Consider the following 25,544-nt stretch of genomic DNA (forward strand, 5'->3'; position numbering starts at 1 on the left):
CGAACACGTCAATGCTGTCGCGGCAAAGCTCTCTCTCCTTCAGGGGAGAGATACGGAGCCTTGTCGGCTTGCCGACTAGGCGAAGTTGAGATGGGCAATGTCGCGCACTCCCCCTCTCCCAACCCTCTCCCCTCAAGGGGAGAGGGCTTTATCGCTCAAGCCACCGCCTTTTCGCGCTTCACCGTGATCACCTGCGGATAGGTGAATTCAAGCAGGCCCTCCTTGCCATATTCCGCGCCAAAGCCGGACTGCTTGTGGCCCGCGAACGGTGCGAAGGGCGAAAGGTGCAGATATTCGTTCACCCAGACCGTGCCGGTCTCGAGCTGCTCGGCGACCTTCACGCCCTCTTCCGGATTGCCAGTCCACACCGCGCCAGCCAAGCCGTAATCCGAGGCATTGGCGCGCTGGATCGCTTCCTCGACGGTCGAGAATTTCATCAGCGGCATCACCGGGCCGAACTGCTCTTCGGCGACGATGCGCGCGTCTTCGGGCGGATTGTCGAGAATGGTGATCGGCACGTAATAGCCGGGGATCGAGGGATCGTGATCGCCGCCCACCAGGAACTTGTAGCCATTGTCCTTGGCATCCTGGATCAGGTCGAGCACGCGCTCATACTGCTTCTTGTTCTGGATCGGGCCGACGGCAGTGCCCTGCTCGGCGCCATCGCCGACCTTCACGCCCTTGGCGTACTCGGCAATCGCGGCGGACAGCTCGTCATAGATGTCCTCGTGAATATAGATGCGCTTGGCCGCGACGCAGATCTGTCCGGCATTGGTGAAGCTCGACCAGAACAGCTGTTCGGCCACCTTCTTCACATCGGCATCGGGCAGAACGATCGAGGCATCGTTGCCGCCGAGCTCGAGCGTGATGCGCTTCAAGTCCTTCGATGCCGATTCCATCACCCGCTTGCCGGTCGCGGTCGATCCGGTAAAAGTGATCTTGTCGATATCGGGATGCGAGGTGATCAGCGGGCCGAGATCGTCGCCGCCGGTGATGACGTTGAGCACACCCGCCGGCACCTCGTCGGCGATCAACTCGACGATGCGCAGCGTGGCCAATGGCGTGAACGGCGAGGGCTTGAGCACCATCGTGCAGCCTGAAAGCAGCGCGGGCACGATCTTCTGCACCGCCATCATCACCGGGAAGTTCCAAGGCACGATACCGCCGACGACGCCCACGGGAACGCGGCGCGTGCGGGAAAGGCGCGTGTCGCTGTCCTCATTGATCTCGTCTTCCAGGCTCAGCGTCGATTGCGCTGCGGCCATCGCAGCTGCGCCATGAATCTCGCCCGCAGCTTGCGCGTGAGGCTTGCCCTGCTCGCTGGTCAGCAGCCGCATCAGTTCATCGGCATTGGCCTTGATCGCGGCGGAAATCTTCTGAATGACCGCGCGGCGTTCGTCGATCGGCACATTCTTCCAGGTCTTGAACGCAGCGCGGGCAGCGGCGACGGCACGGTCCAGCTCTTCCTGTCCGCAATCGGGAACCTGGGCGATCACCTGCTCGTTGGCGGGATTGACGACATCGATCCATTTGCCGGGCTTTTCGAGCTTGCCGTTGATGAGGACGCTGTACTGCTGAACCATCGGAACATTCCTTTCCTGTGATGCCGGCCCGGTATCGAACGATCCGGGCTGTTGTCATATAAGTCCGGCGCGCACGCTATACCGGGTGCCCGCCGCAAACCACTGTCAATTCAACTCGGGACAAAGCGGATCGGCAGCGTCTTGGGGCCGCCGACAAAGGTGCTGCTCGCGCGCTGCGGCGTGCCCGCCAGCTCCACGCTATCGATCCGATCGAGCAACTCGTCGAACAGGATGCGCATTTCCAGCCGCGCGAGGTGCAGGCCCAGACACTGGTGCACCCCTGCCCCGAATGCGACATGGCGGTTGGGCCCGCGCGAGGCATCGAACCGGTCGGGATCGGGAAACACCCGCTCGTCATGGTTGCCCGAAACATAGCACAGCATCAGCCAGTCGTCCTTGGCGATGCGCTGTCCGCCGATCTCGCAATCCTCGGCCGCCGTGCGCATGAAATGCTGCACCGGCGTGGTCCAGCGGATCGCCTCCTCGATCAGACCGGGCAGCAGGCTGCGGTCGGCCTTGATCCGCGCGAACTGGTCGGGATCCTTGGCCAGCGCCCACATCGCGCCGGCAGTCGAGGCGGAGGTTGTGTCGTGCCCGGCAGCCGCGACGATGATGTAATAGCCGGCGGCATTGCGGTCGCTGATCGGTTCGCCATCGATCACCGCGTTGGCGATGACGGTGGCGACATCGTCCTGCGGGTTGGCGCGCCGGTCGGCGGCGAGCTTCATGAAATAGCCCTCGAAATCGCGCACCGCTTCGATCACGAACTGGGTGACCTGCTCGGGCGTCAGTTCGACCGAGCGCGCGCGGTTGAGGTCGGGATCCTCGCCGCCGAACATCTCCTGCGTCAGCTTGAGCATCAGCGGCTCGTCCTCGTGCGGCACGCCGAGGATCTGCATCACGACATGCAGCGGATATAGCGCCGAGACCTGGTGCACGAAATCGCACTTGCCCCCCGTCGCCAGCATCGCATCGACCGATGCACGCGCGATGCCGCGGATCTTCTCTTCCAGGCTCGCCAGGTTCTTGGGCATGAACCAGCTCTGGGTGAGCTTGCGATAGTCCATGTGTTCGGGCGCATCCATGGTGACCAGCGACCGCACCAGATGCGGGCTGCCGCCGGTGATCATGTGGGTCAGCATCTGCACCGCGATCGGCCCCAGCACCACCGATTTGGGCGCATTGAGGAAGCGTGCATTGTCCTTGCTCACCGTCATGATGTCCTCATGCCGGGTGATCGCCCAGAAAGGCATATAGCCTTCCGCCTGGACCAGCCCGACGGGCATATTGTCGCGGGCCCAGCGGAACTTTTCCTTGATGCCGTTCCACTCGCCATAGGCGACGGGATTGACGATGGCCGACGCGATCTCGGGCGGCAGCACGGCGGGGGCTATGGTCGCCATGGATCAGGCTCCTGCCACGGCTTCGGCCTCTTTGGCCTTTGCCCAATATTCGTCGCGCAGCAGGCGCTTGTAGAGCTTGCCGGTGGCGTGACGGGGCAGCTCGTCCCGGAAGTCGATCTGCCGCGGCATCTTCACCCCCGAAAGCGATCCGCGCAAATAGGTGCTTAGCTCGGCCGCGAGCGCATCTCCCGCCTCGGCAAGGTCTAGCGGCTGCACGATCGCGACGACGCGCTCGCCCATATCCGGGCACGGCGCGCCGATCACCGCCGCATCGGCGACCTTGGGATGGCTGACCAGCAGATTCTCTATCTCCTGCGGATAGATGTTCACGCCGCCCGAGATGATCATGAAGCTCTTGCGGTCGGTGAGATAGAGGAAGCCCTCCTCGTCGACCCAGCCGACATCGCCGAGCGTTGTCCATCCTTGCGGATGCGTCGCTTCCTTGGTCTTGCTGGCGTCGTTGTGATATTCGAACTTGCCGCCGCCTTCGAAATAGACGGTGCCTTCGGTGCGCGCAGGCACCTCCTTGCCCTCTTCGTCGCAGATTCGGATCGTGCCGAGCAGCGAGCGCCCGACCGAGCCCTGGTGCGTCAACCAGTCCTCGCTCGAGATAAAGGTGAAGCCATTGCCCTCGGTGCCGGCATAATATTCCTTGAGCACCGGCCCCCACCAGTCGATCATCGCCTGCTTGACCGGCACCGGACATGGTGCGGCAGCATGCACCGCCGATTTCAGGCTCGACACGTCATAGCGCGTGCGCACCTCCTCGGGCAGCTTGAGCATGCGGGTGAAATGCGTCGGAACCCATTGGCTGACATTGACCTTGTAGCGCTCGATCAGCTGCAGCGCGGCTTCAGGATCGAACTTCTCCATCACGATCACGGTGCCGCCCAGCTTGTGCACGCTCATGCACCAGCGCAGCGGCGCGGCATGATAGAGCGGCGCGGGCGAGAGATAGATGCTGTCCGGGCCGAAGCCGAATGCGCCCTGGGCGAGCATCACCAGCGTGTTGCTCGCGGCGATGTCGCCATCTTCCGGCAGCGGCAGACGCACGCCCTTGGGACGTCCGGTGGTACCCGACGAATAGAGCATGTCAGAGCCCGCGCGCTGATCGGCGATCGGCGTATCGGGCATCGCGGCGATGGCAGCGGTGGCGGAGGCATCGTCCAGATTGACGATCGGCACGTGCGGACAGGCGCTGGCGATCGCTGGCAGATGCGCCCCGAGATAATCGGAGGTGAACAGCAGCTTGGCGCCGCTATCCTGCAGGATATAGCTTATCTCGTCCGCGGTCAGCCGGTTGGAAATCGCCACGAAGATAAGGCCTGCGCGCTGCGCGCCCCAGACGATGTCGAAATATTCCGCCCGGTTCTCCAGACACAGAGCAACGGTGTCGCCGATACCGACACCCTGCTGGCGCAGATACTGTGCGACCTGGTTCGAGCGGCGATCCAGCTCGGCATAGCTTACCTGAAGCCCCGAACCCGCCATGATGATAGCCGGCTTGTCGGCCTGATTCTGGGCGTGGACCGATGGATGCATTGCGACATTCCCTCCTGATCAAGGGAAAGGTCCGTCCCGCCATTCGGCGTGTTCCGTAACGATTCCCGACTACGCAGGCATCATTGTTTAATCGCGCGATTAAAGCAATGGCAAAGCGCGGGGTTGTGCGGCCGACAAACAAAAAGCGCCGGAGGACCGGCGCTTGATGTCTTGCTGTGCAGAGATCCGAAGCGACTACTCGGCGGGACCGCCCTGGGCGACCTTGCCGCCATCCTGCATGGCCAGCAGATAGTCGCGCGAGGAGATAAAGGGCATCGGATTGACCGAGTTTCCGGCGATGCGCACTTCATAGTGCAGATGGCTGCCGGTGGAGCGGCCGGTCGAACCCATCAGGCCGATGACCTGGCCCTTGGTGACGCGCTGGTTGGGCTGAACCAGAATTTGCGAGAGGTGGCCGTAGCGCGTCTGGATTTCGCCACCATGGTTGACTTCGACATACTGGCCGTAACCACCGACCCACTGAGCGCGACCCACGATACCGTCGGCGGTGGCATAGATCGGCGTACCGATCGGACCCGCCATGTCGAGACCCTTGTGGCGGGCGCGGCGTCCGGCGAAGGGATCGGCGCGGAAACCGTATTGGCTGGTCAGCTTGAAGGCATCGACGGGCTTGCGCGAGGGGATGGAGACGCGGCCGGTATCGCGGTTCTCCATCGATTTCCAGTCGGCGAACAAGGCGCGGAATTCGGTGTCCTGGGCTCCCAGAGCGCCTTCGGTCGAAACCTGCGGCACGGCAGCAGCGATGTCGGTGGCGTTGCCTTCAGCAAAAGCGGGTGATGCAGCGCACAGCAGACCGGCTGTGGTGGTGGTAAGGACCGTTGCGACAATTCTGGTTGCGACCATGAATATTCAGCACCTTGTTGCAAGGGCAACCACCGGGCCGTTCGGACCTTGCGGGTGCCCTTCGTGCTCCGGCGCCTTGTGAAAGGCGGAGCACAAAAACACAAAAATCGTTGGAACCCCTTCCCTCCGATTTCGTTGAACCATGGGTAGATGGAAAGCTTTGTGCACCGCAACCCGCAACCGGCCACCGCGCGTTGAAGCGTCTGGCTGGCGCGTTGAATCGTTTAATCGTGCATGAATGAGACGGTTTTCGGCCCGAATCCGGGCGGCGAAAGCCTCAGAATCGTCCTGCCGCAGCGTCGATCCAAGCCTTCCGTTAACCTTTTGCAGGCCGGAACGATTGGAAATTTTCGTCACGCCAGCAAAAAGGGCCCGCCAAATCGGTTGGCGAGCCCTTGTGGTTAACCATGATTCGCGACGTCTCAATTGGCCCTGGCGGCCTCCAGCACCTCGGCAACATGCCCGGCGACCTTTACCTTGCGCCAGACGCGCACGACCTTTCCATCCTTGCCGACCAGAAAGGTTGACCGGTCCATTCCCATATATTTCTTCCCGTACATCGATTTCTCGATCCACACGCCCATCGCCTCGGCCAACCCGTCGGTCTCCGAATCGCTGGCGAGCGGCACGGTCAGGCCGTATTTCTCGATGAACTTCTGATGCTTTTTCGGCGGATCCTTCGACACGCCGAGCACCGATACCCCTGCCGCCTCGAACTCGGCAAGATGCGCGCTGAACTCCTGCGCCTCCTTGGTGCAGCCGCTGGTGTCGTCCTTGGGATAGAAATACAGCACCCAGGCCTTGCCGGCATAATCGGAGGCGGAAACGCTGCTGCCATCGTGCGCGGTCAGCGCAATGTCGGGGATGGTGTCGCCAATATCGGTCATCGTCTGTCCTTCTCTCTCATGCGCTGGTTGCAGGCGCGCTCGCGCCAAATAGGTGCTGCCAGGCGGTTTGAACACTGGCGCGCGCGCAATCGATCGCTGTGAGCAGCTCCGGCCAGGAGCCGCAGCCGCAGGCCCGCGCCACCAGTGCCTGGCTTGCGGGCGGGGGCTCGCTGCAATCGGGCGCTACCAGACGCAGCGCGACCAGCAGCCGCGTCATCAGGTCGTGTGCTTCAGCCAGCGCGGCATCTGCAAGCCCCGCTATAACCAACGCATCGATCGCCTGGCGCAGATCCGGGTGGAAGCCCACCCGGTGGGTCAGTTGCAGCGTGTGGACGATGAACTCCAGATCGACCAGGCCGCCAGGCAGCAGCTTGACGTCGAGCGGACCGAGCGGCTTCTTGTGCGCGGCAATATCCTCGCGCATCTTCAACGCAGCTGCGCGCAGCTCGGCGGCATCGCGCGGGGCATGCAGAACATCGCCAATGATCGCCTCGAGCCGCTCGCGGCTTTCCTGCGATCCGTAAACCACCCTTGCCCGGCACAGCGCCATATGCTCCCAGGTCCAGGCCTGATCGCGCTGATATTCGGCAAAGCTGGCAAACGATACCGCCAGCAGGCCCTGCGCGCCATTGGGCCGCAGCCGCGTATCGACCTCGTACAAAGCGCCTGCCGCCGTCGGCACGGAAAGCGCCGCGATAATCCGCTGCGCAAGCCGGTTGTAATATTGCGTGCTTCCGAGCGGGCGCCTGCCGTCCGATTCCAGCCCGATCTCTCCGCTGAACAGGAAAATGAGATCAAGGTCGGAGGCGTGGGTCAGCGCCCCGCCGCCGAGCCGCCCGAGCGCGAGGATCACCGGCTCGCTGTCGGGCATCCGGCCATGCACCGCGATGAATTCGCTGATGGCGCAATCGGCCAGACGACAGATCGCCGCCTCCGCGACACGGGCATAGCCGCCCGCGATGGCGACCGGATCGTGCCGCCCCTCGATCAGCTGCACCCCGAGGGCAAAGCGCATCTCGCCGACGCGCACGCGCACCGCATCGAGCCGCTGCTGATAGTCGTCGCCCGGCTCCTCGCGGGCGAGGCGTTCGGCAATCTGTTCGACGCTGCCCACCAGATCATAGGCGCTGGCGTCGATCAACCCGTCGAGCAGGTCTCCCCGGCGCGCCAGCGACTCGGCCAGCACCGGCGCATGGCTCAGGATATCGACCAGCGTCTGCATCAGCGCAGGCCGCGCCTGAAGCAGGCGGAACACATTCACCGTGCTGGGCAGCTGCCGCAGCAGATCGTCGAACCGGTTGAGCGCGGCCGCCTGATCGGGCGCATCGGCAAAGGCCGCAAGCAGCGCGGGCAGCACTTCCTCGAACGCCTTGCGGCCCGCTGCGGTGCGCAAGGCCCGCACCGCTCCGCCGCGCCAGCCCTGAATCCGCTCGGCGAGCTTGTCCGGCTGATCGAAGCCGGCGCGATCCAGCGCCTCGGCAAGCAATTCGGGATCGTTGCTCAGTGGAACGACCGCCTCATCGCCCTGACCTCGCTGCGAGGCGATCAGCGCGTCATAGACGGTTGCGACATCCCGTGTCACCGGCTGGAGCGCCGCGATCATCGCTGCACCATCGGTCATTCCATGCAGCCTAGCGACATTGTCGAGCGCCGGCGCGTCAACGGGCAGGCTGTGCGTCTGCTGGTCGTCGACCATCTGCAGCCGGTGTTCGAATGTGCGCAGCGTGCGATAATGACCCGCCAGTAGCCTCGCCTCATGCCCGGGGATGATCCCTTGATCCTCCAGCGCACCGAGTGCGTCGAGCGTCGAACGCACGCGAAGCGCCGGATTGCGTCCGCCATGGATGAGCTGGTGCGCCTGGGTGAAGAATTCGACCTCGCGAATGCCGCCGCGGCCGCGCTTGAGATCGTAACCCGGACCGAGCGTCTGCCCCTTGTTATAATGATCGCGGATCTGGCGGGTGAGCGCGGCAATCTCGTCGATCGTCCCGAAGTCGAGCGAGCGCCGCCAGATGAACGGACGGAGAGCCTCCATGAAATAGTCGCCGAGCACGCGGTCGCCCGCTGCGGCGCGCGAGCGGATGAAGGCGGCCTGTTCCCAGGTCAGCGCCTCCGATTCATAATGCGACAGCGCCGCATCGACAGGGATGGCCAGCGGCGTGACCTCGGCCGCTGGACGCAGACGCAGATCCATCCGGAAGACATAGCCGTTTCCATCTCTTTGGCTCATCATATCAATCAGTTGCCGCGCAATACGCTGCGCAGCATCGGCCGCCTCTTCGCGTGGTCGGCAGGGCAGTGTCATCGGATCGTAGATGAAGATCGGGTCGATATCCGACGAATAGTTGAGCTCCTGTCCGCCGTGCTTGCCTAGCGCGATGACCGCGAAGCCCCGAGGTTCGGCATCTGGCGTGCGCCGCGCAATGATGTCGGCCAGAGCCGCGTCCAGCGCCTGGTCGGCAAAATCGGACAGGATGCGGGTGACCCGGTCGACGCCGACCAGGCCGGCCAGATCGGCAAGCGCCAGGACCAGCGCAAGCCCGCTCTTGCGACGCCGCAGCGCTTCGGCGACCGGCCCCTCGCGGCCGAGATTGCGAAGATGATCCAGCGCGGCGTCGAGACCCTCCTCCTGGAGGCGGTCGGCAAGGTCGGGTGCGCGCGCCATGGCAGCGGCCAGGAACGGTGCATGGCGTGCGGCGCGCTGACGCGCTTCGGCAAGTTCTGGGTGGACTGGCATGGCGCTGGTGCTAGCCCGGCGCGCGGGCAGAGGCAATCGGGGTGCAGCTGCGCTCAGTCGTCCTCGGCGCTGCGCCCGACCAGCCCGCCGCTCACCCGGTCGACATCGGCCATGATCGCGGCCATCGGGTCGGATGTCCGCTCTGCCCTACCCTCGCTGGCTGCGGTATCCTCGATCAGCGCGGCCAGCGCCGAGCGTCCGCGCGCCACACGGCTCTTGATCGTGCCAAGCGCGACTCCGCAAATGTCGGCTGCCTCCTCGTAGGAAAAGCCGCCTGCGCCGACCAGGATCAGCGCCTCACGCTGGCTTTCGGGCAGCTGCATCAGCGCACGCTGGACATCTGCCAGGTGAAGCTGATCGCCCTGCCCTGCCGGCATCGACAGGATGCGATCGGCGACGACATCGTCCCATTCGGTGGTGAACCGCGCACGCCTGCGCTGCGAGAGGAAGGAATTGCGCAGGATGATGAAGGTCCAGGCGCGCATGTTCGTGCCAGCGGCAAAACGGCCGCGTGCCGCCCAGGCCTTGAGCATGGTGTCCTGAACCAGGTCATCCGCGACATCGCGATTGCCGCTCAATGAGCGGCCATAGGCGCGCAAGTGCGGAATGAGCGACGCAAGCTGGGCCTTGAACGCGTCGTCATCGAGCGGAGGGCCAGTCTCGGGCGAGGCGTCGGCTGTAGTGTCAAACGCCATAGCGAAAAGGCCTGATTTGCGATCGTTCAAGACTGGACAAGCAGCGGTTCGAAAAACCTGACACGCGCCTGTCATTCACACATGTTAACTCTGAAAGCCGCGATACGGAAATTCGTTGCAAATCACAAGCATGGCGCGCGCCGCGCCTGACCGATCCGCTTGCCTGACGCGGACGCAACTGGCAAACAGCCGCGACCAGCGGGCATGGGGCCTGCGCATCCATTTCTCCGGCGAAAAGATCGATCATGTATCTCAAGACCCTGTTCAAACTCGCAGCCGCGCCATTGGCTATACTCGCAGCAAGCCCGTTGGCTGCCCAATCGGTAACGCCTATCGATATTCCCGAGACTGCCCCCCAGCCGATCTCCGAAGCTACGATGAAGGACATTACGCGGATGCTGTCTTCGCATGCGTTCGAAGGCCGGGCGCCCGGTAGCGTCGGTGAACAGAAGACGATCGAGCTGCTCACCGAGCGATTTGCCAAGGCGGGGCTCAAGCCAGGCAATGGCGACAGCTGGCTGCAGAAAGTGCCGCTGGTCAGCATTGAGGCGGGCAAGATAAGCCCGCTAACAATCAGCGGCGGCAAGACGCCGCTCAGCTTCGAATATGGCAAGGACATGGTGATCGGCACCTATCGCGAGGCGCCGACCATCGACATCGCGGGCAGCGACGTCGTGTTCGTCGGCTATGGCATCAACGCGCCCGAAAAGGGCTGGAACGACTATGCCGGGCTCGACGTGAAGGGCAAGACCGTCGTCATTCTGGTCAATGATCCCGATTATGACAGCCCCGGCCTCGACGGCGAGTTCGGCGGCAAGGCGATGACCTATTACGGCCGCTGGACCTACAAATATGAGGAGGCCGCGCGCCAGGGCGCTGCCGCAGCGCTGATCGTGCACGATACCGTGCCTGCCGCCTATGGCTGGGGCGTGGTGGAATCGAGCTGGACCGGCCCGCAATTCTTCGCGCAAAGCGCCGACAAGGGCGCGAGCGAGACCCAGGCCAATGGCTGGATCCAGAAGGAAGCCGCCGAGAAGCTGTTGGCGAGCGCAGGCCAGGACCTGGCGACCCTGAGCACAGCGGCCAAGCGCAAGGGCTTCAAGCCTGTGCCGCTGGGCCTCAAGGCGTCGGTGTCTTTCGCCAATGCGATCGAAACCACGATTTCGAACAACATCATCGGCATCCTGCCTGGCGCCAAGCGTCCCGACGAATATGTGCTCTATACCGCGCATTGGGACCATCTCGGCCATTGCAAGCCCGCCGATGATGGTGACGATATCTGCAATGGCGCGGTCGACAATGCCACCGGCACCGCCGCGCTGGTCGCGCTGGCCGAAGCGTTCAGCAAGGCGGGTGCGCCCGATCGTAGCGTCGTCTTTCTCGCGGTCACCGGCGAGGAATCGGGGCTGCTGGGATCGTCTTATTATGGCGAGAACCCGGTCTATCCGCTGTCCCAGACCGCAGGCGGCATCAACATGGATGCGTTCCTGATGGCGGGCAAGGCACGCAATGTCACCGTGATCGGCAAGGGCAAGTCGCAGCTCGACGATTTTCTCGCCGTCGCGCTGAAAAAGGAAGGCCGGGTGGCCGAAGCCGACCCGATGCCGCAGAACGGCTATTACTACCGCTCCGACCATTTCAGCCTCGCCAAGCAGGGCGTGCCGATGCTGTACATCGATGGTGGCGACGATCTGGTGAACGGCGGCAAACCAGCGGGCGAAGCAGCCGGCAAGGACTATACCGTTAACCGCTATCACGGGCCCAAGGACGAGTATAATCCGAACTGGGACTGGACGGGCGTGATCGACGACCTTTCGCTCTATTACAGCATCGGCCGCAGCCTGGCGATGTCGAAGGACTGGCCGAACTGGGTGGAAGGCGACGAGTTCCGCGCCATCCGCGACAAGAGCCGGGCGGGCCAGTGATCCGATGACGCAGATGATGCCGCCCGAATGGGCTCCGCAGCGCTGGATCTGGATCGGATTTCCGCATCTGGCCGATGAGTGGAACGGCTTTTTGAGCGCTGCCCAGGCGGAGATCGCCGCGTTCGCGCGCGCTGTCGCCGAGAGTGGGCAAGAGGCGCGGCTGATCGTGCCCGATGAAACCCACGCGGCGTTGGCGCGCGAGCTCGCGGGCGATGTGGTGACCATCTGCATGCACCCCTATGGCGATATCTGGTTGCGCGATACCGGGCCGCTCGTCGTGCGGGGACAGGACGGCAATCCCTTCGCCCAGCGCTTCGGCTTCAACGGCTGGGGCGGCAAATATGTCATGCCCGGCGATACCGAGATCGGAGGCCTGCTCGCCGAGGAGGCCGGTCTGGATAGCGCCAGCGCCGATTGGGTGCTCGAGGGCGGCGCGATCGATGTCGATGGCACTGGGCTCGGCGTCACCACCGAGCAGTGCCTGCTCAATCCCAATCGCAACCCGCAACTGACGCGCGCGGATATCGAGGCGCGGCTGAAGCGCGATCTCGGCATCGAGCGGCTGCTGTGGCTCGGCGATGGCCTGATCAACGACCATACCGACGGGCATGTGGACAATCTCGCGCGCTTCGTGGCGCCGGGGACGCTGGCGCTGCCGGTGCCGAGCGGCGCGGACGATCCCAATGCGGCGATCTATGCCAATGCGAAGCTTCGAGCCGAAGCCTTCGGGCTGAAGGTCGTGCCGATCCCCTCGCCCGGCCTGGTAGAGCGTGTCGATGCCGAGGGCGAGGTGAAGGTGCAACCGGCGAGCCATATGAACTTCGCGATCACCAGTCATCTGGTCGTCGTGCCAACTTATGGCACCGCGTCCGACGGCCCGGCGGTCGAGGCGATCGGCGCTTGCTTCCCCGACCGCAAGACCATCGGCCTGCGCGCCGATGCGGTGCTGGCAGGCGGCGGCAGCTTCCATTGCGCCAGCCAACAGATGCCGCTGCTCGATTGATTGGACCTGCAGTGGCAGGTATAGCCAGTCGCAGGACCCGTCCTAAGTTCCCCAGCAACAACCACAAAGAGGATTGCCCCCCATGCGCACCATGATCCTGTCTGCCCTGATCGCAGGCACCGCCCTGCCCCTGATGACCGCTGCGCCTGCCCTTGCAGCCGAGAGCGCCTCTGCCTCCTCGGCGATCGATGCTGCCGTAGCTGCCGATCTGCGCGGCGAGGACAAGGCCCGCGACAAGTATCGCCACCCCAAGGAGACGCTCGAGTTCTTCCAGGTCGGCCCCGAGATGGTCGTCGCCGAATATGCCGCCGATGCCGGCTGGTACACGAAGATCCTCGCTCCGCTGACCGCGACCAGCGGCAAATATGTCGCGCTCGGCGTCTCGCCGATCGCCGCATCGTTCAGCGAACAGCGCAAGGCACAGATGGCGGCCTATCCGACCAGCTATCCCGATCGCGCCGTCAAGGCGACCGGCCTAGCGGCGGACAAGATCCATGCCTATGTGACCAATGCTGTGCCCGCCGAGCTCAACGGCAAGGTTGATCGCATCCTGATCCTGCGCATGCTGCACAACATGAACCGCTGGGGCATTCTGGGCAGCGAGCTCGACGCGATGCACAAGATGCTCAAGCCCGGCGGCATGATCGGCATCGAACAGCACCGCGCCAAGGCCGATGCGCCCGCCGCTTATGCGGATGGTTCGAAGGGCTATCTCAAGGAAGCCGATGTCGTCGCCATGTTCGAGAAGCACGGCTTCGAGCTGGTCGGCAAGAGCGAGATCAACGCCAATCCCAAGGACACCGCCGACTATCCCGATGGCGTGTGGACCCTGCCGCCCAATTATGCGCTCAAGGATCAGGACAAGGCCAAATATGCCGCGATCGGTGAATCCGACCGCATGACCATGCTGTTCCGCAAGAAGTGATGACAGGCTCGCCGCTGGCCATCGGGTTGGTGGCGAGCCTTTGACGCCGGGGGGCGATAATGGGTGCGTTTGTCCTACGCGCAGTGATTTCGGGCATTCTCGTTGCGATCATCGCCACGGTTTCGCGGCGCAGCCCTGGGCTGGGCGGTCTGATCGCCTCGATACCGCTGGTCTCGACGCTTGGCATGATCTGGCTTTGGAATGACAGCGGCGACCGCGAATTGGTGGCCAATTATGTCTCGGCTGCCTTCTGGTATTTCCTGCCGACACTGCCCATGTTCCTGCTCATTCCGTGGATGCTCCGCTCGGGTGTGAGCTTCTGGCTGAGCTTGGGCGCAGGCTGCGGCCTCACCATCATCTTGTATCTGGGCATGGTCGCGCTCCTGCCCCGCATTGGGATCAACGTTTCGCTATGACCGAGATTACCGTCGCTGCCCTGCAGCTGCCGCTGGGTGGCGGTTTGGCCGAGAATATCGATGCTGTCAGCGATCTCGTCGCGCACGCGGCCGACAAGGGCGCCGACATCATCCTGCCGCCCGAACTGTTCGAAGGCCCCTATTTCTGCCAGGTCGAGGACGAATGCCTGTTCGCGACCGCGCACCCGACCGCCGAGCACCCGAGCGTGCGCGCGATGGCGAAGCTGGCGAAACAGCTCAAGGTCGCGATCCCCACCAGCTTTTTCGAGCGCGACGGACCGCATCATTACAACTCGCTGGCGATGATCGATCCCGATGGCGAGATCATGGGTGTGTACCGCAAGAGCCATATCCCCGACGGTCCAGGCTATGAGGAGAAATATTATTTCCGCCCCGGCAATACCGGGTTCAAGGTCTGGGACGTGTGCGGCACGCGGATCGGCGTCGGCATCTGCTGGGACCAGTGGTATCCCGAATGCGCGCGCGCGATGGCGCTGATGGGCGCGGAGCTGCTGTTCTACCCGACCGCGATCGGATCGGAGCCCTATGATGCCGAGCTCGACACCAGCCGCATGTGGCGGCGCGCGATGCAGGGGCATTCGGTGTCGAACTGCATGCCGGTGATCGCCAGCAACCGCATCGGCACCGAGGGCAATCAGAGCTTCTACGGGCACAGCTTCATCACCAACGAATGGGGTGACCTGATCCTGGAATATGGCGCGGAGGAAACCGGTGTGCTGGTCGCGACGCTCGACCTCGCCCAGGCGCGCAAGCATCGTGCAGGCATGGGCTTTTTCCGTGACCGCCGCCCGCAGCTCTACGGACGGCTGGCCGAGGATATCTGATTGATGAGGCGGGAGCGATGATCCCGCCTTATTCCCCGATTCCGTCCCACATTTCCTTGAGCCTGGCGAAGAAACCCGTGCTTTCCGGGCTTTCCTGACCGGTTTCGGTCGCCTGGAATTCGCGCAGCAGTTCCTTCTGACGGGCGCTGAGCTTGGTCGGCGTCTCGACATCGATCTGGATGACCATGTCACCCGTGCCGCGGCCCTGCAGCACCGGCATGCCGGCGCCGCGCTGGCGCAGCTGCTTGCCCGACTGGATACCGGCGGGAATGCTGATCCGGTGGCGCTTGCCATCGAGCCCGGGAATCTCGAGCTCGCCGCCCAAAGCCGCTGTCGTGATGCTGATCGGGCAGCGCGTGATCAATGTCGTGCCGTCGCGCTCGAAAATGCGATGCCGTGCAACATGGATGAAGATGTACAGGTCGCCCGGCGGCGACCCCTTGGGACCGGCCTCGCCCTTGCCTGACAGACGGATGCGCGTGCCGTTGTCGACGCCCGGCGGAATATCGACCGACAGCGTCTGCTGCTTGTCGACCCGGCCCTCGCCGCGGCAGGTGCGGCACGGGTTCTCGATCACCTGACCGCTGCCATGGCAGTTCGGGCAGGTCCGCTCGACCACGAAAAAGCCCTGCTGCGCCCGCATCTTGCCGCTGCCGCCGCACAGGTTGCAGGTGCGTACCTTGGTGCCCGGCTCCGCGCCCGACCCATCGCAGGTGTCGCAGGTCGCGGCGACATCGATGGTGATCTCGCTCGCCTTGCCATGATAGGCCTCTTCGAGCGTGATCTCCATGTCGTAGCGCAGGTCCGCGCCGCGCACCGGGCCGCGGCGACCGCCTGCTCCGCCAAAGCCGCCGCCGAAGATCGTGTCGAAAATATCGCCGAGATCGGAAAAGCCGCCCGCTGAGCCATGACCGCCACCGCCGCCCGACATCCCGCTTTCGTAAGCCTCATGCCCAAACCGGTCATAGGCAGCGCGCTTCTGGGGGTCCTTCAGGGTGTCATAGGCCTGGCTGATCGCCTTGAACCTGGCTTCTGCCTCGGCATCGCCCGGATTGCGGTCAGGATGCCATTGCATCGCCAGCTTGCGATAGGCGGACTTGAGCGTGGCATCGTCCGCATTGCGCGAAACGCCCAGGCGCTCATAATAATCTTTGGCTGTGGTCATGGTCATGGGTCGCGATTCATCATGCAGCGACCGGGCGGGATCGCGACGCCGGGGTGGCCGTAACCACCCCTGCCCCGCAGTCCCGCCCGGCCGGACTGTCGAACATCAATCCGGCAATCAGTTTTTCGCGTCGCCGTCAACTTCCGAGAATTCGGCGTCGACGACATTGTCCTCAGCCGGAGCAGCCTCGGCTGCCGGCGAAGCGGCTGCCGCCTGCTCCTTCTCGTAGATCGCCTGACCCAGCTTCATCGCGGCCTGCGCCAGCGCTTCGGTCTTCGACTTCATCGCATCGGCCTCGCCGCCCTCGACTGCGGTCTTGAGCTCGGCAATCGCAGTCTCGATCTCGCCCTTGACCGCAGCGTCGACCTTGTCGCCATGCTCCTCGAGCTGCTTTTCGGTGCTGTGCAGCAGGCTTTCGGCGTTGTTCTTGGCCTCGGCGGTTTCGCGGCGCTTCTTGTCTTCCTCGGCAAAGCGCTCGGCATCCTTGACCATCTGGTCGATGTCCGCATCGGAAAGACCGCCCGACGCCTGGATGCGGATCTGCTGTTCCTTGCCGGTGCCCTTGTCCTTGGCCGAGACGTTGACGATGCCGTTGGCGTCGATGTCGAACGTCACCTCGATCTGCGGCACGCCGCGCGGTGCGGGCGGAATGCCGACCAGGTCGAACTGGCCGAGCAGCTTGTTGTCCGCCGCCATTTCGCGCTCGCCCTGGAAGACGCGGATCGTCACCGCCTGCTGATTGTCGTCAGCGGTCGAATAGGTCTGCGACTTCTTGGTCGGAATCGTGGTGTTGCGGTCGATCATGCGGGTGAACACGCCGCCCAGCGTTTCGATACCCAGCGACAGCGGGGTCACGTCGAGCAGCAGCACGTCCTTGACGTCGCCCTGCAGCACGCCCGCCTGGATCGCCGCGCCCATGGCGACGACTTCGTCGGGGTTCACGCCGGTATGCGGTTCCTTGCCGAAGAACTCCTTCACGACTTCGCGCACGCGCGGCATGCGGGTCATGCCGCCTACCAGCACGACGTCGTCAATGTCGGCGGCCTTGAGGCCCGCATCTTCGAGCGCCTTCTTGCACGGATCGAGCGTGCGCTTGATCAGGTCGGCGACCAGCTTTTCCAAGTCCGCGCGGCTGATGGTCTTCACCAGATGCTTCGGGCCATTCTGGTCAGCGGTGATGAAGGGCAGGTTCACTTCGGTGGTCTGTGCCGACGACAGCTCGATCTTCGCCTTTTCCGCCGCTTCCTTCAGGCGCTGCAGGGCAAGCTTGTCCTTGGTCAGGTCGATGCCTTCGGCCTTCTTGAAGTCCTCGGCCAGGAACTCGACGAGCTTGGAGTCGAAGTCTTCGCCGCCCAGGAAGGTGTCGCCATTGGTCGCCTTCACTTCGAACACGCCATCGCCGATCTCGAGGATCGAGATGTCGAACGTGCCGCCGCCAAGATCATAGACCGCGATGGTCTTGCCGTCATTCTTGTCCAGGCCATAAGCGAGCGCGGCAGCCGTCGGCTCGTTGATGATGCGCAGCACTTCAAGGCCTGCGATCTTGCCCGCGTCCTTGGTCGCCTGACGCTGGGCGTCGTTGAAATAGGCCGGAACGGTGATGACCGCCTGCGTGACCGTCTCGCCCAGATAGCTCTCGGCCGTTTCCTTCATCTTCTGCAGCGTGAACGCGCTGATTTCCGAAGGCGAATAATCCTTGCCGCCCGCCTTCACCCAGGCGTCGCCATTGCCGCCCTTGACGATGCTGTAGGGCACCAGCTCCATGTCCTTCTTGGTCAGCGGATCGTCGAAACGACGGCCGATCAGACGCTTGACCGCGAACACGGTGTTTTCCGGATTGGTAACGGCCTGGCGCTTGGCCGGCTGACCGACGAGACGCTCGCCATCCTTGGTGAAGGCGACGATCGACGGCGTGGTGCGCGCGCCTTCCGCGTTTTCGATCACCTTGGGCTTGTCGCCGTCCATCACCGACACGCAGCTGTTGGTGGTGCCAAGGTCGATACCGATTACTTTTGCCATAATGCTTTTCCCACGTAACTTTCGATATGCAGATGAAAGAATACGAACCGCCGTCATGCCCCCAAGCATCCGGCAATTCCGTCCCCGTCGGCGGATATAGGATGGCTTTCGCTTGGCACAAGGCATCGCAGTATCTACATCACGGCCATGGCCGATCCGGCCCGTTCCGGCACAGGATGATGAGGGAGAATTCGCCGATGCTGCGCATAGTTACGCTGATGGTCACTGGGCTCGCGCTGGCCCTGCTCGCCGCGTGCCAGCCGCCCGCACAGCTGCTGGTCGAAAAGGCCTATGTGAAGCTCTCACCGGTCGAGGGCAGTCCTTCGGTGCTGTATTTCACCATCAAGGGCGGTCCCAGCGACACCGTCCTGCGTTCGATCACCTCGCCGAACATCCTGCGGCTCGAAATGCACGAGACGGTCGAGGAGAACGGCATGTCGACGATGAAGCCGATCACGGCAGTCGCGGTGCCGACGCGCGGCAAGGTCGAGTTCGAGCCGGGCGGTAAGCATGTGATGGTCTGGGGCTTCGACAATGCCTCGCTCAAGGCGGGCAAGGCGACCTTCCTGTTTTCCTTCTCCAATGGCGAGAAGATCGAGGTCGATGCGACGCTCAATGCGATCAAGCCCGAAGACGGCATGGCCTATCACTAATGGCAACCGCGCCGATCGACCGCCCCCTGACAAAGACGGAGATCGATCTGTCGCGTTCGGTATTCGGCGACGCGATCGCTTATGATCGTGTGCGCATAAGGCTGAAGAAATGGATATTCTTCCAGCCCAAGCGCACGATCATGGCGCCGATGGGGCATATCCATTTCCATCCGGGCGGCAGCGCCTATTGTGACGATTTCAGCTGCGCGAGCCTGTCGCGCCAGGCGCTTTTCATCCACGAGATGGTACATGTCTGGCAGTATCAGCAGGGCATCTTCCTGCCGCTGAAGCGCCACCCGTTCTGCCGCTATGACTATGCGATCAAGCCGGGCCAGCGCTTCAGCAAATACGGTATAGAGCAACAGGCCGAACTCGTACGCCACGCCTTCATGCTGCGCCAGGGCGCCAAGGTACCGGGGGCGCCGTCAATCGAGACCTATCGGCAGATTGTGCCGTTCCCGGTCTGACACACCTTTGATTTACCCCGTCACCCCCGCAGAAGCGGGGGTCCCGCTTCTGCGCAGCCTTGGCCAAAAAGCGGGATTCCCGCGTTCGCGGGAATGACGGGTCAATTTGCGCTGAGGGCGATCAATCCGGCTTCTTCGCCACCGCGACCAGCGCCGGGCGGAGCAGGCGGTCCTTGATCATGTAGCCGGCCTGAAGTTCCTGCACCACGGTGCCGGGCTCTGCCTCGTCGCTGGGCAGTTCGATCATCGCCTGGTGCTGGTTGGGATCGAGCGGCAGGCCGATCGCGGCGATGCGCGAGATGCCGTGCTTGCCGAACACGCTTTCGAGCTCGCGGCCCGTCGCTTCGAGACCGACGACCAGCCCCTTCCACGCCTCGTCATTGCGCGCATCTTCCGGGATCGCCTGCAGCGCGCGCGTCAGATTGTCCGAGACCGAAAGGATGTCGCGGGCAAAGCCGGTCGCGGCATAAGCGCGGGCATCCTGCGCGTCCTTTTCCAGACGGCGGCGCACATTCTGCGTGTCGGCGCGCGCATAGAGCACGTCCTGCTTCGCTTCGGCGAGCTGCGCTTCGAGCGCGGCAATGCGCTCTTCCAGCGCCGCCTGGCCATCGCCCTGTTCCTTCAGGCTGTCCGGCACGCCCTCGAGTTCGGCGGCCGCTTCGGCGTCGATATCGGCGGATTTGCTGGTGTCGTTCTGCGTCACGGTTTCGTCCTGAATCACGGTGTTCCTGCTCATTTCAACAATCGGGTCAGGCTCTGCGCGGTAAAGTCCACCATCGGCACAATACGCGCATAATTGAGGCGGGTGGGGCCGATGACCCCCACCACGCCGACAACACGGCCCTCGCCGTCACGATAGGGCGCCGCTATCACGGATGACCCGGAAAGCGAAAACAATTTGTTTTCCGCTCCGATGAAGATGCGGGCCGATCCTGCCTCGCGCGCGCTATCGAGAAGATGGGCAATGTCCTGCATCGCTTCAAGCTCGTCGAGCAGGCGGCGCACGCGTTCCAGATCCGCCACCGCCTCATTGTCGAGCAGGTTCGCCTGTCCGCGCACGATCAGCACCGGACGATCCGACCCGTCGCGCGACCACATGGCGAGCCCGCGGCGGACAAGGTCCGAACTCGCATTGTCCAGCGCAGCCCGCTCGCTGAGAATCTCGGCCTCAAGAGCCGCCAGCGCCTGCGAAAGACTGCGCCCCGAAAGCCTGGCACTGATGAAATTGCCTGCCTGGACCAGCATGCTGTCCGTCACGCGTCGGTCCATTTCGAGCACGCGGTTTTCGATGCTGCCGTCATGCCCGACAAGTACCGCCAGTACCTGGTTGTCCGAAAGCCGCACGAAGTTCATCTGGCGCAGCACCGGCTCGCGACGCGGCACCATGACGATCCCGGCACAGGCGGACAGGCCCGACAGCGCCTGGGTTGTGGCGGCAAGCGCAGCTTCGATCGGCCCGGTGCTTTCCAGCTGCTTCTCGATTGCCGCACGCTCTTCGGCCGAAGGCTCGGCGACCTGCATCATCCCATCGACAAAGAGCCTGAGACCCTGCTCGGTCGGCATGCGCCCCGCACTCGTATGCGGTGCAGCGAGCAGGCCAAGTTCCTCGAGGTCCTGCATCACGTTGCGGATCGAGGCTGGCGACAGATTGACCGCCGACGTTTTCGAGATCGTGCGCGATCCGACCGGCTGACCGGTTTCGAGATAGCTCTCGACAACAATGCGGAAAACGTCGCGCGCGCGGTCGTTCAGTTCGGTGAACGGACTGGTCATGCTCGCAAACTAGGGAGAACCGCCCCCGCTGCCAAGATGGCATGCATGGTGGCAGTCACACGCCCAGACCGCCACGCTGCTCGACCATCGCGAACCAGCCGCACACCTTGGCAAAGGCCGCATCCGACAGATCGACGAACATCCGCCGCGCATCGGCAGGATCGGCGCGACGCTCGAGCAGCCCCTGATCGGTCATCATGCGGACCCAGCGCAATGCCGTGGTCGGTGGCACGGCGGCGGCAATGCAGAGGCTGGAAACCGAAACCTGCCTCTTCTCGATCCGCGATGCCGTCAGGTCGAGCAAGATATCCCACGCAGGGTCGGCGAAAAGATCGGACCGGAAAAATCGGTCGCGCAAACGTCGCATCGCGATGAGATGACGAATGCGCTGCGCGCTGGGTGGCTTGGCCGGTATCGGGTCGAGCGGCTCTTCGGCCTGGTAGGCAAGGCTACGATCGGCGAACGACGCGCCGTCCCCGTCGTCACCGCCCTCTTCCGAAAGTGCGCCGAGCTGTTCGGCCAGCCGCGCAAGTTCGCTCGCCAGCGATTGGAGCCGTGCGCGTTCGTCGCTGCTGGGATCGCGCGCCTGCCGGGTCTGTACCAGCGCGGCGAGCTCGGAAAGCTCGGTCGCCATCAGCACGGGATTGCTGCCGACGACAAAGCGGACACTGTGGCCCGCCAACACGGCGTCAGCAGCGTCCATAGTCTCCAGGCTGACCAGTGCGAGCAATCCGCAGTCCGTTGCAAGCGCGGGAAGCACCCCCGGCACCTGCAAACGCCAGTCAAGCACCAGTATATCCGCGGTTTCGGCCTGATCTATGCTGAAACCTGTGGCGCGCCATCCTGCTGCGTCCACCAGCGCTGCGGTTTCCGCACTGTCGGTGGCGAGCGTCAATGGGGGGCGGGAAGCCGCAGGCCAGTTGGTAAAGCGTAGCCCTGCGTCTTCTGACATGCCTGTCCCAGCCCCCCTGGATTGCCTCAATCCGCGAAGGGATCGCGGACCAATATGGTATCTTCACGCTCGGGTGAGGTCGATACCAGCGCCACCGGACACTGGATCAGTTCCTCGACACGCTTGATATACTTGATGGCCTGAGCGGGCAGGTCAACCCAGCTGCGCGCGCCGGCGGTCGATTCGTGCCAGCCTTCCATTTCCTCGTAAATGGGCTGCACCGCCGCCTGGTCGCCCGCGTGCGCCGGGAAATAATCCAGAACCTTGCCGTTGAGCCGGTAGCCGGTGCAGATCTTGAGCTTGGGAAATCCATCGAGCACATCGAGCTTGGTGAGCGCGATTCCGGTCACCCCGGCGACGGCACAGCTCTGCCGCACCAGCGTTGCATCGAACCAGCCACAGCGCCGCTTGCGCCCTGTCACCGTACCGAATTCATGGCCCCGCTCACCGAGCCGCTGGCCGGTTTCGTCCTCGAGTTCGGTCGGGAACGGGCCCGATCCGACGCGGGTGGTATAGGCCTTGACGATGCCGAGCACGAAGCCGCTCGCCTGTGGTCCCAGGCCGCTGCCGCCCGAGGCCGATCCGGTTATGGTGTTGGACGAGGTTACGAAGGGATAGGTGCCGTGATCGACATCGAGCAGCACGCCCTGCGCGCCTTCGAACAGCATGCGCGCGCCGGCACGGCGGATCTCGCCCAGACGCTTCCATACCGGTTGCGCGAACTCGAGCACGAACGGCGCGATCTCGGCCAGTTCTGCGATCAGCTTGGCACGGTCGATCGGCGGTTCGCCGAACCCGGCGCGCAGCGCGTCATGGTGCGCGCACAGCCGGTCGAGCTGCGGATCGAGCGCATCGAGATGCGCAAGGTCGCACACGCGAATAGCCCGCCTGCCGACCTTGTCCTCATAGGCCGGGCCGATACCGCGACGTGTGGTTCCGATCTTGCCCTGACCGCTCGCATCCTCGCGCAGCGCGTCGAGATCGCGGTGAAAGGGAAGGATCAGCGGGCAATTATCGGCGATCGCGAGGTTGTCCGGGGTGATCTCCACACCTTGGCCGCGCAGCTTCTCGACCTCGTCGCGCAGCGCCCAGGGATCGAGCACCACACCATTGCCGATGACGCTGAACGTGCCGCGCACGATCCCCGAAGGCAGCAGCGACAGCTTGAAGACCTTTTCACCGATGACCAGCGTATGCCCCGCATTATGGCCGCCCTGGAAGCGGATCACCGCATCGGCCCGCTCTGCGAGCCAGTCGACGATCTTGCCTTTGCCTTCATCGCCCCATTGGGCGCCGATCACGGTTACATTGGCCACAAACCAACCCTTTTTGATGGTGGAGCGCATGGGGCCGCCACGCGCAAAGCGGGGCTGTCCTAGTGACGCCAGGCGCTGGCGTCCAGTCCGTTGCGCCCATCCGCGATACAATTTGATGCACTTCGAGGATGGACCTTCGCGAACCGGTCGCGGCAAATTGCCTCGAGGCAAGGGTTGGAGGACGACGCATGCTGAAGAAAGGACTTGTCATTCTGGGCGCGGGTCTGCTGATCGCGCCGGTACTGGCGCAACAGGCGCGCGAAGGCGGACGCATGTTGTCGCGCGAATGCCGCCGCGAGGTCGTGCAGCTCTGCGGTTTCAACCGCGGCGAGATGCGCGAGTGTCTGCGCGAGAAGAAGGACCAGCTGTCGCAACCGTGCAAGGGCGAGATGATGCAGGCGATGGCCAGGCGCATGCAGCAGAGCGACACCAGCGCCGAAACGACCGCCCGCGCCCGGACCATCGCCTATGGCAGCGATGCGGCGCAGAAGCTCGACCTCTACTCCCCTGAAACAGCGCGCCCGGCCAGCGGCTATCCGGTCGTGGTCTATGTCCATGGCGGCGGGTGGAGCAAGGGCAGCAAGGACATGGTCCAGCAGAAGCCCGATTTCTTCAACGCGCAAGGCTGGGCCTTCGCCTCGGTCGGTTATCGCCTGCTGCCCGAAGCGCCGGTCGAGCGGCAGGCGGCGGATGTCGCCGCTGCGGTTGCCCGATTGAAGCGCGACGCCGCGACGCTGGGCATCGACGCCAACCGGATCGTCCTGATGGGCCATAGCGCCGGGGCGCACCTTTCCGCGCTGGTCGGCACCGATCCGCAATGGCTGGGGCCGGACATGACTGACCTGTCCGGCGTCATCCTGCTCGACGGAGCCGCCTATGACGTCGCCGAACAGATGCGCCAGGGCAGCTTCATGACCAAGCGCACCTACGAGCCCGCCTTCGGCACCGAACCGGCCCGCCAGGCCAGGCTGTCGCCGACGCTCCACGCCGCCGCCCCGAATGCACCGCGCTGGCTGATCCTCTACGTTTCGAGGCGGGCCGACGCTACCGCTCAATCCCATGCGCTGGGCCGAGCGCTGCAACAGGCCGGCGCGAAGGTTCAACTCGAGGGCGTGGACGGGGAATCGCACATGACGATCAACCGCGAACTCGGCCAGCCCGGCAACCCCCAGACCGGTTCGGTCGAGGCGTTCCTGAAATCCCTCTAGATCGCGACGGTATCCTGTCCCATCAGGCGGTGCGTGCAGCCCAACGCAGCAGCATCGTCCTCGGCGGTGATCGCGGCAACCGTACGCCAGCCGATCGCGCGCAGACGCGCCGCCGTGCCGCGATCATGGCCCAGCGGAAGGAACAGCTTGCCCGCGCCTGCGGCTTCGCCGACATCGCCCAGATCGAGCAGTGCGTCGGGATAGAGCGAGAAGCCGGTCGCGACCTCCTCGCCGCCTTTTCCGTTCGGGATGGCATAGGTGCCACCGCGACCCAGCGCGCCGGGGCAGCCGTCGGCATAGAGCGAAAAGCCGAACCAGCTCTGATATTCGAAGCCGTGGCGCTCGGTCGGATCGAGCGTGACCGTCACCGTGTCGGGCAAGGCAGCCGCGATCTCGCGCAGCGCGCGAATGCGGCTGGCCAGCGCGCCGCCGGCATCGATCGCCGCCAGTGCGTCGATCGCGGCCTCGAACGGCCCCATAGCGTAGAGCAGCGGCAGATAGGCGTCCGCGCCCAGCGCAGTCAGTCCGCCGGCATCCTTCATGTCGAGTTCGCGCCGGACCGCTCCGATCATGCCTGGCGGCAAGGGAAACGCACTGCTGGCGAGCGTATCGACCAGATCGGGCAAGGTCAGGTCGACGGTGATGCCGGTGGCACCCGCCTGGACAAGCGCCTCGATCGCAATCCGCACCACCTCCTGCGCGGCGGCGATATTGTCATGCCCGATCAGCTCCGCGCCGATCTGCAACCGCTCGCGTTCGGGCGCGAGCTGGTCGGACGCGATCCGCAGCACTTGCCCTGCATAGCTCAGTCGCAGCGGACGCGGCGCCGACGCCATCAGCGTCGTCGCGACGCGCCCCACCTGCACAGTAATGTCCGAGCGGATGGCGAGCGTGCGCATCGAGGAGGGATCGACCATGCGGAAAAGATGCTGACGCCCCGTGCCTTGCATCCGCGTGGCGAGCGAGCGCTCATATTCCACCAGCGGCGGCGACACCCGGTCATAGCCATGCGCGGCGAAAACCTGCATCGCGTTGCGGGTCAGCCAGGCAGCCTGTTCGGCGCGCGGGGGCAGCAGATCGGCGAGACCTGCGGGAAGGATATCGGGATTCGCTTCAGACATGCCGCTGCGCTTAGACGATAAGCGGCGCGGGGAAAACCGTGCAGC

At 64.1% G+C, this 25,544-nt stretch carries 23 protein-coding genes; 8 read left to right on the forward strand and 15 right to left on the reverse strand.

The genetic code is table 11. The annotated features are described in order from the left end of the window. Positions 1-155 precede the first annotated feature (155 nt). The 8 genes from OPU69_RS07015 to OPU69_RS07050 form a co-directional block, all read right to left on the reverse strand. The gene (locus tag OPU69_RS07015; RefSeq protein ID WP_498510012.1) at positions 156-1,583 is read right to left on the reverse strand and encodes an aldehyde dehydrogenase family protein; all 1,428 of its coding nucleotides are present in this window, start codon (positions 1,581-1,583) and stop codon (positions 156-158) included. Between the two features lie 110 nt (positions 1,584-1,693). Further along, on the reverse strand, positions 1,694-2,986 hold the full coding sequence (locus OPU69_RS07020; RefSeq protein WP_498510014.1) for a cytochrome P450: 1,293 nt from the start codon (positions 2,984-2,986) through the stop codon (positions 1,694-1,696). 3 nt (positions 2,987-2,989) lie between these two features. Next, positions 2,990-4,528 carry an acyl-CoA synthetase gene (locus tag OPU69_RS07025; protein ID WP_060979661.1) on the reverse strand — a complete coding sequence of 513 codons (1,539 nt, stop codon included), beginning with the start codon at positions 4,526-4,528 and terminating at the stop codon, positions 2,990-2,992. 195 nt (positions 4,529-4,723) lie between these two features. Continuing rightward, positions 4,724-5,392 carry a M23 family metallopeptidase gene (locus OPU69_RS07030; RefSeq protein WP_060979662.1) on the reverse strand — a complete coding sequence of 223 codons (669 nt, stop codon included), beginning with the start codon at positions 5,390-5,392 and terminating at the stop codon, positions 4,724-4,726. 422 nt (positions 5,393-5,814) lie between these two features. After that, a complete protein-coding gene (locus OPU69_RS07035) occupies positions 5,815-6,279 on the reverse strand; it encodes a peroxiredoxin (RefSeq protein ID WP_498510017.1) in 465 nt (154 codons plus the stop codon). A gap of 16 nt (positions 6,280-6,295) precedes the next feature. Beyond that, positions 6,296-9,016, reverse strand: a complete 2,721-nt coding sequence (locus tag OPU69_RS07040) for a bifunctional [glutamine synthetase] adenylyltransferase/[glutamine synthetase]-adenylyl-L-tyrosine phosphorylase (protein ID WP_498510019.1) — start codon at positions 9,014-9,016, stop codon at positions 6,296-6,298. A gap of 53 nt (positions 9,017-9,069) precedes the next feature. Continuing rightward, complete coding sequence (locus tag OPU69_RS07045; RefSeq protein ID WP_060979665.1) at positions 9,070-9,711, reverse strand: sigma-70 family RNA polymerase sigma factor; 642 nt, start codon at positions 9,709-9,711, stop codon at positions 9,070-9,072. After that, entirely contained in the window at positions 9,701-9,958 is a 258-nt protein-coding gene (locus tag OPU69_RS07050) for a hypothetical protein (protein WP_156441510.1), read from the reverse strand. Before OPU69_RS07050 ends, OPU69_RS07045 begins: the two co-directional genes overlap by 11 nt. Here OPU69_RS07050 and OPU69_RS07055 point away from each other — a divergent pair. The 5 genes from OPU69_RS07055 (at position 9,957) to aguB (ending at position 14,825) form a co-directional block, all read left to right on the forward strand. Continuing rightward, positions 9,957-11,636, forward strand: a complete 1,680-nt coding sequence (locus OPU69_RS07055) for a M28 family metallopeptidase (protein ID WP_498510021.1) — start codon at positions 9,957-9,959, stop codon at positions 11,634-11,636. The genes OPU69_RS07050 and OPU69_RS07055 overlap by 2 nt on opposite strands. A 4-nt stretch (positions 11,637-11,640) precedes the next feature. Continuing rightward, positions 11,641-12,639: an agmatine deiminase family protein gene (locus OPU69_RS07060; protein ID WP_498510023.1), complete on the forward strand. Its 999-nt coding sequence runs from the start codon at positions 11,641-11,643 to the stop codon at positions 12,637-12,639. A gap of 82 nt (positions 12,640-12,721) precedes the next feature. Beyond that, on the forward strand, positions 12,722-13,564 hold the full coding sequence (locus tag OPU69_RS07065; protein ID WP_060979668.1) for a class I SAM-dependent methyltransferase: 843 nt from the start codon (positions 12,722-12,724) through the stop codon (positions 13,562-13,564). A 59-nt stretch (positions 13,565-13,623) separates the two neighbouring features. Further along, positions 13,624-13,980 (forward strand): DUF3147 family protein, encoded by a 357-nt coding sequence (locus OPU69_RS07070; RefSeq protein ID WP_060979669.1) that lies wholly within the window; start codon positions 13,624-13,626, stop codon positions 13,978-13,980. Then, positions 13,977-14,825, forward strand: coding sequence for an N-carbamoylputrescine amidase (gene aguB, locus OPU69_RS07075; protein ID WP_060979670.1), 849 nt, complete (start codon positions 13,977-13,979; stop codon positions 14,823-14,825). Before OPU69_RS07070 ends, aguB begins: the two co-directional genes overlap by 4 nt. Positions 14,826-14,853: 28 nt before the next feature. Here the strand turns inward: aguB and dnaJ are convergent, their stop codons facing one another. Further along, entirely contained in the window at positions 14,854-15,990 is a 1,137-nt protein-coding gene (gene dnaJ, locus OPU69_RS07080) for a molecular chaperone DnaJ (protein ID WP_060979729.1), read from the reverse strand. A 117-nt stretch (positions 15,991-16,107) separates the two neighbouring features. Next, positions 16,108-18,009, reverse strand: a complete 1,902-nt coding sequence (gene dnaK, locus OPU69_RS07085; protein ID WP_060979671.1) for a molecular chaperone DnaK — start codon at positions 18,007-18,009, stop codon at positions 16,108-16,110. 197 nt (positions 18,010-18,206) lie between these two features. Here dnaK and OPU69_RS07090 point away from each other — a divergent pair, with 197 nt between their 5' ends. Both OPU69_RS07090 and OPU69_RS07095 read left to right on the forward strand, forming a co-directional pair. Next, positions 18,207-18,662 carry a copper chaperone PCu(A)C gene (locus OPU69_RS07090; protein ID WP_498510027.1) on the forward strand — a complete coding sequence of 152 codons (456 nt, stop codon included), beginning with the start codon at positions 18,207-18,209 and terminating at the stop codon, positions 18,660-18,662. Beyond that, positions 18,662-19,129 (forward strand): hypothetical protein, encoded by a 468-nt coding sequence (locus OPU69_RS07095; RefSeq protein ID WP_060979673.1) that lies wholly within the window; start codon positions 18,662-18,664, stop codon positions 19,127-19,129. The genes OPU69_RS07090 and OPU69_RS07095 overlap by 1 nt, the downstream gene beginning before the upstream one ends. Positions 19,130-19,250: 121 nt before the next feature. On the opposite strand, the gene grpE is transcribed toward OPU69_RS07095, so the two are convergent. Genes grpE through OPU69_RS07115 form a run of 4 tightly spaced genes read right to left on the reverse strand, consistent with a single transcriptional unit; the run spans position 19,251 to position 23,170 of the window. Next, positions 19,251-19,865 (reverse strand): nucleotide exchange factor GrpE, encoded by a 615-nt coding sequence (gene grpE, locus OPU69_RS07100; RefSeq protein WP_197418012.1) that lies wholly within the window; start codon positions 19,863-19,865, stop codon positions 19,251-19,253. Next, positions 19,862-20,902, reverse strand: a complete 1,041-nt coding sequence (hrcA, locus tag OPU69_RS07105; RefSeq protein ID WP_060979674.1) for a heat-inducible transcriptional repressor HrcA — start codon at positions 20,900-20,902, stop codon at positions 19,862-19,864. The genes grpE and hrcA overlap by 4 nt, the downstream gene beginning before the upstream one ends. Before the next feature lie 55 nt (positions 20,903-20,957). Beyond that, positions 20,958-21,854 carry a MarR family transcriptional regulator gene (locus OPU69_RS07110; RefSeq protein WP_498510030.1) on the reverse strand — a complete coding sequence of 299 codons (897 nt, stop codon included), beginning with the start codon at positions 21,852-21,854 and terminating at the stop codon, positions 20,958-20,960. 26 nt (positions 21,855-21,880) lie between these two features. Beyond that, positions 21,881-23,170 (reverse strand): adenylosuccinate synthase, encoded by a 1,290-nt coding sequence (locus OPU69_RS07115; protein WP_066275431.1) that lies wholly within the window; start codon positions 23,168-23,170, stop codon positions 21,881-21,883. Between the two features lie 188 nt (positions 23,171-23,358). Here OPU69_RS07115 and OPU69_RS07120 point away from each other — a divergent pair, with 188 nt between their 5' ends. Beyond that, positions 23,359-24,378: an alpha/beta hydrolase gene (locus OPU69_RS07120; RefSeq protein ID WP_498510032.1), complete on the forward strand. Its 1,020-nt coding sequence runs from the start codon at positions 23,359-23,361 to the stop codon at positions 24,376-24,378. Here OPU69_RS07120 and OPU69_RS07125 read toward each other — a convergent pair. Beyond that, positions 24,375-25,499, reverse strand: a complete 1,125-nt coding sequence (locus OPU69_RS07125; RefSeq protein ID WP_498510034.1) for an ATP phosphoribosyltransferase regulatory subunit — start codon at positions 25,497-25,499, stop codon at positions 24,375-24,377. The genes OPU69_RS07120 and OPU69_RS07125 overlap by 4 nt on opposite strands. Positions 25,500-25,544: the final 45 nt, after the last annotated feature.

It is taken from the genome of Blastomonas sp. 34TW (assembly GCF_059803595.1).